Origin of the sequence: Streptomyces puniciscabiei, assembly GCF_006715785.1 — a bacterium.
GTDB lineage: Bacteria > Actinomycetota > Actinomycetes > Streptomycetales > Streptomycetaceae > Streptomyces > Streptomyces puniciscabiei.
On sequence record NZ_VFNX01000001.1, the window covers coordinates 3,363,619 to 3,378,957 of the forward strand.

The 15,339-nt window shown below is 64.9% G+C and carries 9 protein-coding genes, 3 rRNA genes and 1 pseudogene; 5 read left to right on the top strand and 8 right to left on the bottom strand.

The genetic code is table 11. The annotated features are described in order from the left end of the window. The first annotated feature begins 65 nt into the window (after nucleotides 1–65). From FB563_RS15425 to rrf, 4 genes are all read left to right on the top strand, one after another. The gene (locus FB563_RS15425) at nucleotides 66–617 is read left to right on the top strand and encodes a MarR family winged helix-turn-helix transcriptional regulator (protein ID WP_142218721.1); all 552 of its coding nucleotides are present in this window, start codon (nucleotides 66–68) and stop codon (nucleotides 615–617) included. 653 nt (nucleotides 618–1,270) lie between these two features. Further along, nucleotides 1,271–2,796, top strand: a 16S ribosomal RNA gene (locus FB563_RS15435). Nucleotides 2,797–3,101: 305 nt separating this feature from the next. Continuing rightward, nucleotides 3,102–6,220: ribosomal RNA gene (locus tag FB563_RS15440) — 23S ribosomal RNA — on the top strand. A gap of 82 nt (nucleotides 6,221–6,302) precedes the next feature. Beyond that, nucleotides 6,303–6,419: ribosomal RNA gene (gene rrf / locus FB563_RS15445) — 5S ribosomal RNA — on the top strand. The 16S, 23S and 5S rRNA genes sit together here, the layout of an rRNA operon. Nucleotides 6,420–6,477: 58 nt before the next feature. Here the strand turns inward: rrf and FB563_RS15450 are convergent. Further along, nucleotides 6,478–7,026: a cysteine hydrolase family protein gene (locus FB563_RS15450; RefSeq protein ID WP_142218722.1), complete on the bottom strand. Its 549-nt coding sequence runs from the start codon at nucleotides 7,024–7,026 to the stop codon at nucleotides 6,478–6,480. A 53-nt stretch (nucleotides 7,027–7,079) separates the two neighbouring features. Here FB563_RS15450 and FB563_RS15455 point away from each other — a divergent pair, with 53 nt between their 5' ends. Continuing rightward, nucleotides 7,080–7,646, top strand: coding sequence for a GNAT family N-acetyltransferase (locus FB563_RS15455; RefSeq protein WP_142218723.1), 567 nt, complete (start codon nucleotides 7,080–7,082; stop codon nucleotides 7,644–7,646). On the opposite strand, the gene FB563_RS15460 is transcribed toward FB563_RS15455, so the two are convergent. The 7 genes and pseudogenes from FB563_RS15460 to FB563_RS45705 all read right to left on the bottom strand — a co-directional run. Beyond that, nucleotides 7,643–9,136 (bottom strand): type IV secretory system conjugative DNA transfer family protein, encoded by a 1,494-nt coding sequence (locus FB563_RS15460; RefSeq protein WP_142218724.1) that lies wholly within the window; start codon nucleotides 9,134–9,136, stop codon nucleotides 7,643–7,645. The genes FB563_RS15455 and FB563_RS15460 overlap by 4 nt on opposite strands. A gap of 11 nt (nucleotides 9,137–9,147) precedes the next feature. Next, the gene (locus FB563_RS15465; RefSeq protein WP_142218725.1) at nucleotides 9,148–10,560 is read right to left on the bottom strand and encodes an ATP-binding protein; all 1,413 of its coding nucleotides are present in this window, start codon (nucleotides 10,558–10,560) and stop codon (nucleotides 9,148–9,150) included. A 14-nt stretch (nucleotides 10,561–10,574) separates the two neighbouring features. Then, nucleotides 10,575–12,134, bottom strand: coding sequence for an SCO6880 family protein (locus FB563_RS15470; protein WP_142218726.1), 1,560 nt, complete (start codon nucleotides 12,132–12,134; stop codon nucleotides 10,575–10,577). Further along, nucleotides 12,131–13,462 carry a hypothetical protein gene (locus FB563_RS15475; protein ID WP_142218727.1) on the bottom strand — a complete coding sequence of 444 codons (1,332 nt, stop codon included), beginning with the start codon at nucleotides 13,460–13,462 and terminating at the stop codon, nucleotides 12,131–12,133. The genes FB563_RS15470 and FB563_RS15475 overlap by 4 nt, the downstream gene beginning before the upstream one ends. Next, the gene (locus tag FB563_RS15480; RefSeq protein ID WP_142218728.1) at nucleotides 13,452–14,282 is read right to left on the bottom strand and encodes a DUF8175 domain-containg protein; all 831 of its coding nucleotides are present in this window, start codon (nucleotides 14,280–14,282) and stop codon (nucleotides 13,452–13,454) included. The genes FB563_RS15475 and FB563_RS15480 overlap by 11 nt, the downstream gene beginning before the upstream one ends. Nucleotides 14,283–14,390: 108 nt before the next feature. Next, entirely contained in the window at nucleotides 14,391–14,699 is a 309-nt protein-coding gene (locus tag FB563_RS15485) for a hypothetical protein (protein WP_009189392.1), read from the bottom strand. A gap of 357 nt (nucleotides 14,700–15,056) precedes the next feature. Further along, nucleotides 15,057–15,254: pseudogene (locus FB563_RS45705) on the bottom strand (peptidase S8); the annotation flags it as partial. Nucleotides 15,255–15,339 lie beyond the last annotated feature (85 nt).

Genomic DNA, 15,339 nt, shown 5'->3' on the forward strand with positions numbered 1-15,339 from the left:
TTCGAAGCTAAAGACTACACATGGAAGGACTTCAACGCAAAGGCGGTGCGTGCGATACTGCGACCATGGCCGACACAGCCCCCGACCTGACAGAGCCGACGCTCGAAGAGCAGATCGCCGCCTACCAGCGCGAGTTCCGGGACCTGGACCCGCAGGTCGAGAAGATCGTGTCGGCGCTGTCCCGGCTCAACCGCCGGATGAACGTCGCCTACGGCCGCCAGACCGCCGCCCTCGGCATCAGCAACGCCGAGTGGGAGGTACTCAAGGCGCTGGTCCTCTCCGGCGCCCCGTACCGCATGGGCCCGAGCGACCTCGCCAAGCGGCTCGGCCTCACCCCGGCCGCGATGACCCACCGGATCGACCGCATGGTTTCCGAGGGACTGGTCACCCGGGAGCGGGACGAATCCAACCGAGTACGGGTCATCGTCGAGCTGACCCCGGAGGGGCGGGAGAAGTGGCTGGAGGCCATGCGCCTGGCGACCGTCTTCGAGGAGGACCTGCTCCAGGACCTCACGCCGGCGGAGCGCGCGGTCCTGGGCGAGGTCCTGACCAGGCTCCTGATCAGGGTGGAGCACGCTCAGCCGGACGCCGGCGGCCGGCTCAGCGACCTCGACTGAGGCCGCCGACGGCCGACGTAAAAAATCTTGACAGAGGGGTGTTGACACGCCCCCGGCCGATCCGTAAAGTTCTTCGGGTTGCCACGGAGCCGTAACGGTTCTTCGGCAGCACCTCCGCCGCCTCGAGCGGCACCCCTCACACCTGAAGCACGATCTCCCGGACGGGTTGTATTCGGCGTGCCCGAATTCAATTCGAATGGAAGCCCGGCGGTCCGATTGGGAATCGCCGAGCGGATCCGCTAAGGTTTGAGACGTCGGAACGGCCCAACGAGGCCGGGAAGACAAGCCCGCTGACTGGGCGTCAGACACCGAAAGGATCTGATAGAGTCGGAACCGCCGGAAAGGGAAACGCGAGAGCGAGAACCTGGAAAGCACCGAGGAAATCGGATCGAGAAAAGATCTGATAGAGTCGGAAACACCGAAGGGAAGCGCCCGGAGGAAAGCCCGAGAGGGTGAGTACAAAGGAAGCGACCGTTCCTTGAGAACTCAACAGCGTGCCAAAAATCAACGCCAGATATGTTGATACCCCGTCCGTCGGAACAATCCGATGGTCGAGGTTCCTTTGAAATAACACAGCGAGGACGCTGTGTGCGAGGGGACTATTCCTCCTCTCGCACCGCTCTCGTGGTGTTCATCCCGATCACGGGAAAACATTCACGGAGAGTTTGATCCTGGCTCAGGACGAACGCTGGCGGCGTGCTTAACACATGCAAGTCGAACGATGAAGCCCTTCGGGGTGGATTAGTGGCGAACGGGTGAGTAACACGTGGGCAATCTGCCCTTCACTCTGGGACAAGCCCTGGAAACGGGGTCTAATACCGGATACGAGGTTCGCAGGCATCTGTGAACTTGGAAAGCTCCGGCGGTGAAGGATGAGCCCGCGGCCTATCAGCTTGTTGGTGAGGTAATGGCTCACCAAGGCGACGACGGGTAGCCGGCCTGAGAGGGCGACCGGCCACACTGGGACTGAGACACGGCCCAGACTCCTACGGGAGGCAGCAGTGGGGAATATTGCACAATGGGCGAAAGCCTGATGCAGCGACGCCGCGTGAGGGATGACGGCCTTCGGGTTGTAAACCTCTTTCAGCAGGGAAGAAGCGCAAGTGACGGTACCTGCAGAAGAAGCGCCGGCTAACTACGTGCCAGCAGCCGCGGTAATACGTAGGGCGCAAGCGTTGTCCGGAATTATTGGGCGTAAAGAGCTCGTAGGCGGCTTGTCACGTCGATTGTGAAAGCCCGAGGCTTAACCTCGGGTCTGCAGTCGATACGGGCTAGCTAGAGTGTGGTAGGGGAGATCGGAATTCCTGGTGTAGCGGTGAAATGCGCAGATATCAGGAGGAACACCGGTGGCGAAGGCGGATCTCTGGGCCATTACTGACGCTGAGGAGCGAAAGCGTGGGGAGCGAACAGGATTAGATACCCTGGTAGTCCACGCCGTAAACGGTGGGAACTAGGTGTTGGCGACATTCCACGTCGTCGGTGCCGCAGCTAACGCATTAAGTTCCCCGCCTGGGGAGTACGGCCGCAAGGCTAAAACTCAAAGGAATTGACGGGGGCCCGCACAAGCGGCGGAGCATGTGGCTTAATTCGACGCAACGCGAAGAACCTTACCAAGGCTTGACATACACCGGAAAGCATTAGAGATAGTGCCCCCCTTGTGGTCGGTGTACAGGTGGTGCATGGCTGTCGTCAGCTCGTGTCGTGAGATGTTGGGTTAAGTCCCGCAACGAGCGCAACCCTTGTTCTGTGTTGCCAGCATGCCCTTCGGGGTGATGGGGACTCACAGGAGACCGCCGGGGTCAACTCGGAGGAAGGTGGGGACGACGTCAAGTCATCATGCCCCTTATGTCTTGGGCTGCACACGTGCTACAATGGCCGGTACAAAGAGCTGCGATACCGTGAGGTGGAGCGAATCTCAAAAAGCCGGTCTCAGTTCGGATTGGGGTCTGCAACTCGACCCCATGAAGTCGGAGTCGCTAGTAATCGCAGATCAGCATTGCTGCGGTGAATACGTTCCCGGGCCTTGTACACACCGCCCGTCACGTCACGAAAGTTGGTAACACCCGAAGCCGGTGGCCCAACCCCTTGTGGGAGGGAGCTGTCGAAGGTGGGACTAGCGATTGGGACGAAGTCGTAACAAGGTAGCCGTACCGGAAGGTGCGGCTGGATCACCTCCTTTCTAAGGAGCACTTCTTACCGGGTTCGCTCGGTCAGAGGCCAGTACATCGGCGAACGTCCGATGCTGGTTGCTCATGGGTGGAACGTTGATTATTCGGCACGGTCCAGGATGGACCAGGCGCTAGTACTGCCCCTCGGGGCGTGGAACGCTGATCTGGTCGGCTGATCGTGTCGGGCACGCTGTTGGGTGTCTGAGGGAATGAACTCCCTCTGAGATGCCGGCCCCGGTGAACTCGAGCCTGTTGGTTCGGGGTGATGGGTGGCTGGTCGTTGTTTGAGAACTGCACAGTGGACGCGAGCATCTGTGGCCAAGTTTTTAAGGGCGCACGGTGGATGCCTTGGCACCAGGAACCGATGAAGGACGTGGGAGGCCGCGATAGTCCCCGGGGAGTCGTCAACCAGGCTTTGATCCGGGGGTTTCCGAATGGGGAAACCCGGCAGTCGTCATGGGCTGTCACCCGCTGCTGAACACATAGGCAGTGTGGAGGGAACGCGGGGAAGTGAAACATCTCAGTACCCGCAGGAAGAGAAAACAACCGTGATTCCGGGAGTAGTGGCGAGCGAAACCGGATGAGGCCAAACCGTATGCGTGTGAGACCCGGCAGGGGTTGCGTATACGGGGTTGTGGGATCTCTCTTCTATCGTCTGCCGGCGATAGGGCGAGTCAGAAACCGTTGATGTAGGCGAAGGACATGCGAAAGGTCCGGCGTAGAGGGTAAGACCCCCGTAGTCGAAACGTCAGCGGCTTGCTTGAGAGACACCCAAGTAGCACGGGGCCCGAGAAATCCCGTGTGAATCTGGCGGGACCACCCGCTAAGCCTAAATATTCCCTGGTGACCGATAGCGGATAGTACCGTGAGGGAATGGTGAAAAGTACCCCGGGAGGGGAGTGAAATAGTACCTGAAACCGTGTGCCTACAAGCCGTGGGAGCGTCGGATGCAGCTTGCTGCATCTCGTGACTGCGTGCCTTTTGAAGAATGAGCCTGCGAGTTTGCGGTGTGTTGCGAGGTTAACCCGGGTGGGGAAGCCGTAGCGAAAGCGAGTCCGAATAGGGCGCTGTAGTAGCACGCTCAAGACCCGAAGCGGAGTGATCTAGCCATGGGCAGGTTGAAGCGGAGGTAAGACTTCGTGGAGGACCGAACCCACCAGGGTTGAAAACCTGGGGGATGACCTGTGGTTAGGGGTGAAAGGCCAATCAAACTCCGTGATAGCTGGTTCTCCCCGAAATGCATTTAGGTGCAGCGTCGTGTGTTTCTTGCCGGAGGTAGAGCACTGGATAGGCGATGGGCCCTACCGGGTTACTGACCTTAGCCAAACTCCGAATGCCGGTAAGTGAGAGCGCGGCAGTGAGACTGTGGGGGATAAGCTCCATGGTCGAGAGGGAAACAGCCCAGAGCATCGACTAAGGCCCCTAAGCGTACGCTAAGTGGGAAAGGATGTGGAGTCGCACAGACAACCAGGAGGTTGGCTTAGAAGCAGCCACCCTTGAAAGAGTGCGTAATAGCTCACTGGTCTAGTGATTCCGCGCCGACAATGTAGCGGGGCTCAAGCGTACCGCCGAAGTCGTGTCATTGCAGCTTTAGCCCCAACGGGTGCTGTGATGGGTAGGGGAGCGTCGTCTGCCGGGTGAAGCGGCACTGGAAGGTAGTCGTGGACGGTTGACGAGTGAGAATGCAGGCATGAGTAGCGATTCACACGTGAGAAACGTGTGCGCCGATTGACTAAGGGTTCCTGGGTCAAGCTGATCTGCCCAGGGTAAGTCGGGACCTAAGGCGAGGCCGACAGGCGTAGTCGATGGATAACCGGTTGATATTCCGGTACCCGCTGTGAAGCGTCAAACATCGAGCATCGTGATGCTAAGGCCGTGAAGCCGCCCCGGAGCCTTCGGGCAAAGGGGAGTGGTGGAGCCGCCGAACCAAGCGGTTAGTAGGTGAGTGATGGGGTGACGCAGGAAGGTAGTCCATCCCGGGCGGTGGTTGTCCCGGGGTAAGGGTGTAGGACGCAGGGTAGGCAAATCCGCCCTGCACATAGTCTGAGACCTGATGCCGAGCCGATTGTGGTGAAGTGGATGATCCTATGCTGTCGAGAAAAGCCTCTAGCGAGTTTCATGGCGGCCCGTACCCTAAACCGACTCAGGTGGTCAGGTAGAGAATACCGAGGCGTTCGGGTGAACTATGGTTAAGGAACTCGGCAAAATGCCCCCGTAACTTCGGGAGAAGGGGGGCCACACCTGGTGATCCAATTTACTTGGTGAGCTGGGGGTGGCCGCAGAGACCAGCGAGAAGCGACTGTTTACTAAAAACACAGGTCCGTGCGAAGCCGTAAGGCGATGTATACGGACTGACGCCTGCCCGGTGCTGGAACGTTAAGGGGACCGGTTAGCTCCATTTCGGTGGGGCGAAGCTGAGAACTTAAGCGCCAGTAAACGGCGGTGGTAACTATAACCATCCTAAGGTAGCGAAATTCCTTGTCGGGTAAGTTCCGACCTGCACGAATGGCGTAACGACTTCTCGACTGTCTCAACCATAGGCCCGGTGAAATTGCACTACGAGTAAAGATGCTCGTTTCGCGCAGCAGGACGGAAAGACCCCGGGACCTTTACTACAGTTTGATATTGGTGTTCGGTTCGGCTTGTGTAGGATAGCTGGGAGACTGTGAAGCATGCACGCCAGTGTGTGTGGAGTCGTCGTTGAAATACCAGTCTGGTCGTGCTGGATGTCTAACCTGGGTCCGTGATCCGGATCAGGGACAGTGTCTGATGGGTAGTTTAACTGGGGCGGTTGCCTCCTAAAGGGTAACGGAGGCGCCCAAAGGTTCCCTCAGCCTGGTTGGCAATCAGGTGTTGAGTGTAAGTGCACAAGGGAGCTTGACTGTGAGACCGACGGGTCGAGCAGGGACGAAAGTCGGGACTAGTGATCCGGCGGTGGCTTGTGGAAGCGCCGTCGCTCAACGGATAAAAGGTACCCCGGGGATAACAGGCTGATCTTCCCCAAGAGTCCATATCGACGGGATGGTTTGGCACCTCGATGTCGGCTCGTCGCATCCTGGGGCTGGAGTCGGTCCCAAGGGTTGGGCTGTTCGCCCATTAAAGCGGTACGCGAGCTGGGTTTAGAACGTCGTGAGACAGTTCGGTCCCTATCCGCTGTGCGCGTAGGAGTCTTGAGAAGGGCTGTCCCTAGTACGAGAGGACCGGGACGGACGAACCTCTGGTGTGCCAGTTGTTCTGCCAAGGGCATGGCTGGTTGGCTACGTTCGGGAGGGATAACCGCTGAAAGCATCTAAGCGGGAAGCCTGCTTCGAGATGAGGACTCCCACCCACTTGATGGGGTAAGGCTCCCAGTAGACGACTGGGTTGATAGGCCGGATCTGGAAGCCAGGTAACTGGTGGAGGTGACCGGTACTAATAGGCCGAGGGCTTGTCCTCAGTTGCTCGCGTCCACTGTGTTGGTTCTGAAACCACGAACAGCCCCATGCCTTGCATGGTTCGGTTGTCAGTTTCATAGTGTTTCGGTGGTCATAGCGTGAGGGAAACGCCCGGTTACATTCCGAACCCGGAAGCTAAGCCTCACAGCGCCGATGGTACTGCAGGGGGGACCCTGTGGGAGAGTAGGACGCCGCCGAACAATTCTTGGGAAAGGCCCACGCCATTTGGCGTGGGCCTTTCTGCGTTTCCGAGCAGTCTCAGAAGATCACTTCCGCCGTTTTCACGGTCCCGCCCCGTCGACCGGGGGCCTCGTGGGACTGCCAGTAGAGGTTGGTGTGGGCGATCACCTGTTCCGGGGTCGGAGCGCCGTACGGGGTGAGGTCCTCAGTGGTGTGGGCGTCGGCGACCAGTGTCGCGTCGTAGCCGCGGACGATCGCGCCGTGCAGGGTGGAGCGGATGCAGACGTCCGTCTGGGCGCCGGTGACGATGAGCCGGCCCACCTTGTGGCGTGCGAGCACGGTCTCCAACTCGGTGTCCTCGAAGGCGTCCGGGTAGTTCTTCGGGATCAGGGGCTCCGTGTCCTGCCGGGTCAGCTCGGGGACGTACTCCCAGTTCTCGGTGCCCTCCTTCAGTTGGTCGTCGGAGTGCTGGATCCAGATCACCGGGACGTCGGCCGCGCGGGCCTTGTCGACCAGGGTGTTGATGTTCGCGACGACGTCGTCGCGGTGGGGTGAACCCGCGACGACGCCGTTCTGCACGTCGATGACGAGCAACGCCGTGTTCGGCCGCTCGGGCAGTGTTGTCATGGCGTCCACAATATGAGCTGCCACCGACAACGAGCGGCACTACGGTGGCCCACATGAGTACCTCGACCGGCGGAGACTACGTCATCCGCGCCATACGACCGGACGACTGGCCCCGAGTGAAGCAACTACGGCTGGCGGCCCTGCGGGACCCGGTCGCGCACCTCGCCTACCTGGAGACGTATGAGGAGGGCGAGGCCAAGCCGGACTCTTTCTACCAGGAGCGGGCCGCGCGGTCGGCCGACGAGCAGAGCGTGGCGCGGCAGTTCGTCGCCGAGGCGCCCGACGGTACCTGGGCCGGCTCGGTCACCGTCCTGATCGAGGAAGCAGGGATGACGGACTGGGCCGGATACGTCGTCGATCGCCGGCAGGGCCATGTGGTCGGGGTGTACGTCCGGCCCGAGCACCGCGGGAACGGGCTGATCAAGGCCCTGTTCGACGCCGGTGTGGAATGGGCTCGGGAGCGGGGCGCGGAACGGGTACGGCTGCTGGTGCACGAGGACAACGAGCGGGCCCAGGGCGCCTACCGCAAGCTCGGGTTCGTGCCGAGCGGCGTGGTCGTGCCGTTCGTGAGGGACGCCGCGCAGAACGAGCTGGAGTTCGTGCTGGAGTGGCGCTCCTAGACCGGCAGTTCCCGGTGCGGCCAGCGCGAGCGGGCCTGTTCGCGGGAGCGGAGCAGGGCGAGGGTGGGCAGGCCCTGGTCGGTGCCGGTGGCGAGCAGGTCGGGGAGCTGGGGGATGGGGGCCACGGCTGCGACGTCGTCCAGGACGAGCGTGAGTGGTGGGTCGAGCCGACCGGAGGATGACCGTTCGGCCATGCGCCGGCCGCGCTCGACCACGCTGGAGACGAGGGCCGTCAGGAGGGGCATCGCGCCCGGATTGCTCCTGGGGTCCTCGATGGATTCACCGACCACATAAAGCGTGCCCCCTTCGTGAACGAAGGAATCCAGTGACAGGGCATCTGTTCGGTTCGGGGTGCAGGCCTCGCGGATGTTCACCGTGGACAGGGCCGAGAGGGCCCGGCTGGTCAGCTCCTGGGCGATGTCCCGGCGTTCGGGGTGCGCGGTGAGCGCGGCCTCGAGTTCGCCGGCGGCGCCGGGGGCGGCCTTGGGGTGGGTGCGCAGGGTGCGTACGGCGTCCTGGACCTGGGTGCCCTGGGACCAGCGGTGCACATGACGGATGGTGCGGTCCTCCAGGGCGGCGGCGTGGAGGTAGCTCCGCAGGAGCGTCACCGCCGTGTCGGCGACCGCCTGGTCGATCTTGGCCGTGGGCTGTACGGGGCTGAGCAGGGCGGTGGCTGTGTTCAGTGCGGTCTGTCTGTCCTCGCAGCCGGCTGTGGGGGTCCAGTGGAGGCGGGCCGGGGTGTCGCAGAGGTGGGTGGGGTCGTAGAGGAGGGTGGGGCCGAGCTTGGCTCTGGCGTCCTTCGTCTCCGTCCAGAGGGCCGGGTTCGAGGTGACGACGAGCGTGGGGCCTTCGGCGTCGCGTACGGCCCGGGCCGCGGCCGTCCGGCGGCCTTCCGTGGGTGCCACGAGGATCTTCTCCCACCCGCCCAGCCGTTCGCCGTCGGCCGGGAAGTCAGCGACAGGGACGCTGGGAGAGGGCGTCTCCTGGAGGGGCACCGTCGGCGCGGGTACCGGCTCCGTGCGCTGCGGTGGCACCTCGTACCGCTGCTCGGCCTGCGCAGCCGGGTGCGCTGCCCCGGCAGTCGGCTGCGGTGTGCCCTTGGCGGCCGCCGCCCGCCGTGTCCTGCCCGCCCGCCATCTCGCCACCGTTCCCATGACGAACACGGTGAGGACGAACAGGGCCATCAGCTGGCCGATGAACAGGCCCCAGAACAGGCCCCAGCCGGAGAGCTGGGAGGCGGGGGCGTCGGGCCAGGCGCCGGTGAGGTCGTGGGGTGCGCCGATGAGGTGGCGCATGGCGACGGGGGTGCGGGTGAAGGTGACGCCGTGCGGCCAGGCGCCGTGGGCGAACAGGGCGGCGAGACCCGTGGCCGTCCACACCAGCAGGGTCATGCCGAGGAGGAACGCGAGTATGCCGATCAGCAGGCCGTCGGGGATGCCGCCCTGGCCGTCCCGGCGGTCCTCGCGGCGGTCGCGAGCGTCCGGTCTCACCCGTTCCTCCCCTAGGCCACGGTCGACTCGGAGTCGCCCAGATGCTGTTCCACGAAGGCCGCCGCCCGCTGCTCGGCCTCCAGCTCGGCGGCGCGCAGCGCGTCGTCGGCCGTGAGGTCGCTGGAGGACTCGGTCATCGCGCGGTCGGTGAAGACCAGCGGGCGCTCCGTCTCCGTGACCAGGTGTTTGACCACCTGGACGTTGCCGTTGACGTCCCATACAGCGATGCCGGGCGTCAGTGTCGGGATGATTTCCACGGCCCACCTCGGCAAACCCAGCACCCGGCCGGTGGCCCGGGCCTCGTCGGCCTTCTGGGCGTAGATGGTCCTGGTCGAGGCCATCTTCAGGATGGCCGCGGCCTCCTTGGCCGCCGCCCCGTCCACCACGTCCGACAGATGGTGGACCACCGCCACGAACGAGAGACCCAGCCGGCGCCCGAACTTCAGCAGCCGCTGGAAGAGCTGGGCCACGAACGGGCTGTTGATGATGTGCCAGGCCTCCTCGACCAGGAAGATGCGCTTCTTGCGGTCGGGGCGGATCCAGGTGTGCTCCAGCCACACGCCGACGATCGCCATGAGGATGGGCATGGCGATGGAGTTGCGGTCGATGTGGGAGAGGTCGAAGACGATCAGCGGGGCGTCCAGGTCGATCCCCACGGTCGTCGGGCCGTCGAACATGCCGCGCAGGTCACCGTCGACCAGCCGGTCCAGCACGAGGGCGACATCCAGTCCCCAGGCCCGTACGTCGTCTATGGCGACGTTCATCGCCTCGGCCGACTCCGGCTCCGGGTGCCGTAGCTGCTCGACGATGTCGGAGAGGACCGGCTGGCGGTCGAGGATCGACTCGTTGACGTAGGAGTGGGCGACCTTGAGCGCGAAGCCGGAACGTTCGTCCAGGCCGTGGCCCATCGCGACCTCGATGATCGTCCGGAGCAGCGCGAGCTGGCCGGTGGTGGTGATCGCCGGATCGAGGGGGTTGAGCCGGATGCCGTGGTCCAGGGCGGCCATCGGGTCCAGCCGGATGGGTGTTATCCCCAGTTCCTCCGCGATCAGGTTCCATTCCCCGACGCCGTCCTCGCCCTGGGCGTCCAGGACGACGACCTGGCGGTCCTTGAAGCGCAGCTGGCGCAGGACGTAGGTCTTCTCCAGGGCCGACTTGCCGTTGCCGGACTCGCCGAGGACCAGCCAGTGCGGGGCCGGGAGCTGCTGGCCGTAGAGCTGGAAGGGGTCGTAGATGTAGCCCTTGCCGGAGTACACCTCGCGGCCGATGATGACGCCGGAGTCGCCGAGGCCGGGCGCGGCCGTGGGCAGGTAGACCGCCTGGGCCTGGCCCGTGGAGGTGCGCACCGGCGACCGGGTCGTCTCGACCTTCCCGAAGAGGAAGGAGGTGAAGGCGTCGGTGAGGACGGACAGCGGATCCCGCATCGGTGAATCAGCCCCTACCTTCGGATGCCGGTGGCGAAGGGAAGTGTGTTCACGAAGGCGCGGTGGTGCTCCCGGTCGCACCACTCCAGCTTGAGGTACGACTTGCCGGCGGAGGCCCTTATGGTGCGCTTGTCGCGGTTGAGGGCGTCCGGGGTGCGGGCGGAGACGGTGATGTAGCCGACGAGGTTGACGCCGGCGGCGCCGCTCGCGAGGTCCTCGCCCCGCTGGTCGAGGCGGTTGTGCGCGGCGACGTCCCGCGGGTCCACGGTGCGGTTCATCTTGGCGGCGCGGGAGGCCTCGGCCTCGTCGTTGGTCTTCTCGGTCAGCATGCGTTCGATGGCTACCTCGGTGGGCTCGAGATCCATCGTCACGGCGACCGTTCGGATGACGTCCGGGGTGTGGACGAGCAGGGGCGCCAGGAAGTTGACCCCGACCGGGGTCATCGGCCACTCCTTCACCCAGGCGGTGGCGTGGCACCAGGGGGCGCGGGTGTTGGACTCGCGGGTCTTGGCCTGGAGGAAGGTGGGCTCCGTGGCGTCGAGCTCGGCCGGCCAGGCGTTGCGCTTGGTCATCGCCTGGATGTGGTCGATGGGGTGGTCGGGGTCGTACATGGAGTGGATGAGGGAGGCGAGGCGGCCCTGGCCCAGCGGCTGGCGGACCCGGATGTCGGCCTCCTGGAGCCGTGAGCAGATGTCGGTCAGCTCGCGGGCCATGACCACCGCGAGGCCTGCGTCCCGGTCGACCTTGCTGCCGCGGGCGCGCATGGCGCGGGCCATGGCGTGCGCCTCGGCGGCCAGTTCGCGGTTGTAGGGCATGCAGGCGACGAGGTAGGCGCGGTGCTGCTCGCTGCTGGTGGACACCATGGACTGCAGCTGGTCGTACGACTGCTGGAGCCAGCCGGGGGAGCGGGGGTCGCCGCGCTGGGCGACGTCCTTGGCGTGTGCGTCGGGGTCGGCGGGCAGGGTGCGGGCGAGCATCTGCAGCCGGGTCACGAACCCGTCGCCGTTGGCGACGTGCTTGAGCAGCGTGCCGAACCGGTCGACCAGGGCCTCCTGGTCCTCGGAGTCGCGCAGGCCGACGCCGGGGCCCTCGATCTCGATGGCGGCGGTGACGGTCTTGCGGTCGGCGTGCAGGAGGACGGCGATCTCGTCGGGCCCGAAGGGTGCGGCGAGCCAGGTGATCCGTCCGATGCCGGGCGGCGGCCCGACCTCGATCTCCCGCCCGTCGAGCCGGGTCCCGGCCTCCATGGCGCCGGACCGGTAGACGGCCTCGCCCCGCTTGACGGCGCGCTTGTAGCTGCGGTTGATCTCGAACCACTTGTAGAAGGTGCGGCGCTTGTACGGCACGTAGACCGCGGCGAGTGCGAGCAGCGGGAAGCCCATCAGCAGCACGATCCGCAAGGACAGCACCGGGACCAGGAGGCCGCACATCATGCCGAGGAACGCGCCCGCGATGATCAGCGCGATCTCGCCGGACTCGCGGTTCCGGCCGATGATCGCGTTCGGCCGGGCGCGGCCGATGAGATACGTACGGCGGGGCGTGACCGGATGGGACAGGTGGGACTCGGTCGTCAACGCCCTTCACCTCCCGTGCGGTTGTTGCGGGTGTTGCCTGCGTGCGGGGTGTTGACCGGGCTGGGCGCGCGGGGCGCGGGCGTGGCGGAAGGGACGGCTCCGCCGCCACCGGTGGGGGTACGGCTGCTGTGGGCGGCGACACCGCCGGTGGCGGGGTTGGCGGGGCGCGGGGTGCTGCTGGTCTGTCCTCCGCCCGCTCCGTTGTTGTCGGCGCGGGAGCTGTGGGTCTTGATGCCCTGTGCGACGAGGGTGGCGGGGGAGCTGATGACGGCGGCGGCCTTGCTCTCGGCGCCCTGCATGATGCGGTTGTTGCGGCCGTTCGCGATCTCGTCGCCGAAGCCGGGGACGAAGCGGTAGATCATCGCGCTGGCGAAGATGGCGAGCAGGATGATGGCGAGGCCGGAGACGACGGCGGAGAAGGCGTCCGGGCCGTTGCCGCTGGACAGGGCCCCGGCGAGCCCGAGCACGATGACGATGACGGGCTTGACGAGAATCACGGCGATCATGATGCCCGCCCAGCGCCGTACGTGCCCCCACAGGTTCTTGTCCACCAGCCCCGCGTAGACGACGGTGCCGAGGAGGGCGCCGACGTACAGGAGCGCGGCCCTGATGACCAGCTCCAGCCAGAGGACGCCGGCGGCGAGGATGCTGACCAGGGAGACCACGATCAGCATGATCGGGCCGCCGCCGATGTCGGTGCCCTTGCCCAGGGCGCCGGAGAAGGTGCCGAAGAACGTGTCGGCCTGGTCGCCGGTGGCCTTGGCGAGCACGTCCGTGACGCCGTCGGTGGCCGACACGACCGTGTACAGGATCAGCGGGGTGAAGGCGGAGGCGAGCACGGTCAGCCAGAGGAACCCGACCGCTTCCGAGATCGCGGTCGTCAGCGGTACGCCGCGCACGGCGCGCTTGGCCACGGCCAGGAGCCACAGCAGCAGGGTGAGGATCGTGGACGCGGCGAACACGATCGCGTACTGCTGCAGAAACTTCGGATTCGTGAAGTCGACGTTGGCCGTCTCCTTCACGGCCTTGCTGAGCTTGTCGATGGTCCAGGTGGCGGCGTCCGCACAGCCCTTGGCCAGGGAGGAGAGGGGGTCGAGGGTGTCGGAGAGGGGGTTGTTGCCGGGCCCGGTGATACCGCTCTTGGAGCCGCCGCCATCCTTTTCGCAGAACTGTTTGGCTGGGCCGATCAGCAGGTCGCAGGGGTCACTGCTGTTCGACGGCTTGGGCGAAGGTGCTGCGACGGCATGCGTGGCCAGCAGCACGGCGGCTGTCTGTGCGGCGGCCACCAAGCCGGTGAGCGTTAGTACGCGGCGCGGGTTACCGGGCATAAGTGAACCCTCCGTACTGCTCAATGGCTTTGCTGATTTCGTCGGAGCTTGCAGCCTTGTCGTCGCCGGGAACCGGTGCCGGGCCGTCCTTCTGGCTATCCGTGACGATCTTCCAGTCGTCGTTGAGCCACTGCAGATCACACGTCCATGTCTTCCAGGTAGAGGTCACGGGGTTGGTGGATGAGTCTCCCGACATTCCGATGAGGCCCATGTACCAGACCGACACTCTGGCCTGGGTGTTGTTGTACTGCTCCACTTTGGTGCCAATTGGGATGGAGCGAGACACGAAAGTGCTGCCCGCTGGGGGATTGCCGTTCGCATCGAGCCCCATCGTGCCAAGGAAGCTTGCCGAGTAGGCGCCGTCCATTGCGCCCTGCAGTTTCGCCGCCGCCGTGGGTGTGTAGATGGTGTCGACGATTCCGTGTCGGCTGTCCCTGTTGAACATGCCGGTGGACCCGAGCACCACCGCATAATTCGCCGCCGCACTCTCCGCCCCCTGCTCCGTATGGGCGAAGCCCGTTGGGATGCCGCCGGTCTTGGTCTCCACCGGGTGCGTGCCTGTGGGAGCTGTTGCGGAGTTCTGGGGGTGGGTGTTCTTCGCCGCCGAGCCGTCGGCAGACGAGTGGTCCCCCCTGTTGGCGAATGCGATCGCGGCGATGAGGAGGACCACTACGCCGACGACCGTGACGAGGCTGCGGGAGGAGGAGCGGGTGGGGCGGCGGGGGGCGCCGCCGTAGGGGTCGGTTTCGGGGAGGCGGGTGCGGGTGTGGCCGCCCGTGTCGCCGTAGTCGGCGTAGGACTGGTCGTCTCCGGAGGTCATGGCGTGCGCGCTCCCTCACCCTCGTAGGCGTACGACGGTAGCCGTGCTGGTTGCCGCGCGGGCGCGGTGTGGTGACTCGACATCAGGGAGACGCAACCTTCAGGGGGCTCAGACCGCCATGCCGTACACGATCGTGAACAGGGTGCCGAGGGAACCGATGATGAAGACCCCGGTGAGGCCGGCGATGATGAGGCCCTTGCCCTGTTCGGCGCTGAAGGTGTCCCGGAGGGCCGTGGCGCCGATGCGCTGTTTGGCCGCGCCCCATACGGCGATGCCGAGGCACAGGAGGATGGCCACGGCCATGACCACCTCGATCATCACCTTGGCCTCGTTGCCCAGGCTGCCGAAGGGGCCCCAGTTCGGAGCGATTCCGCCGATGATGGTGTTGATGTCTCCCTTGTCGGCCGCAAAGAGCATGTAAGTCACCGCCCCTGGTGGGTAGTTCCGTCGGCCCCTGCGGTGTGCAGAGGTCAGGCCTCATTGTCGCCGACAACGCCGCCAACGCATGTCGACTTGACGTCATTGACTGGCGGGTTTCGTACGAATGGTGCGTACGGTCACTCTGTGTATCACGGCAGGTCACGCCGGGCAACGAGGTCCGACCGGAACCTGTCGTGTGGTTCGGTCGTTGTTCCCCTTCACGACCTGGCACGGCTTCTGACGGCTGGTCGGGTGAGGTGTCGGGATGATGTTCTCACGGGGGGCCGTCGGAAAATGGACAAGGCCCCGGCGGCGCCTGCCGTCGGGGCCCGTGACGTGCGGAGCGATGCGCGGTCAGCCGGTGAAGGCGGTCACGCCCTCCGGGGTGCCCCAGCCGGTCGGGCCGTCGTAGCCCGACTGGGCGGTGCGCAGGTAGCTGGTGGCGCAGGTGCCGTTGTTGCCGCTGGTGACGTCGTTGAGTGCGGAGGTGCCGGCCGCGGTGTACGCGAACTTGGCCGGGTAGCTGCCGCTTGACGGGGTGCCGGCGAGACGATGACTTGTTGAGTACGCGACAATCAGAGGGTCCCTGGAATCCTGGCGTCCGCCCTACCGAAGGGTGCCGGTCCCTTGACCCGGC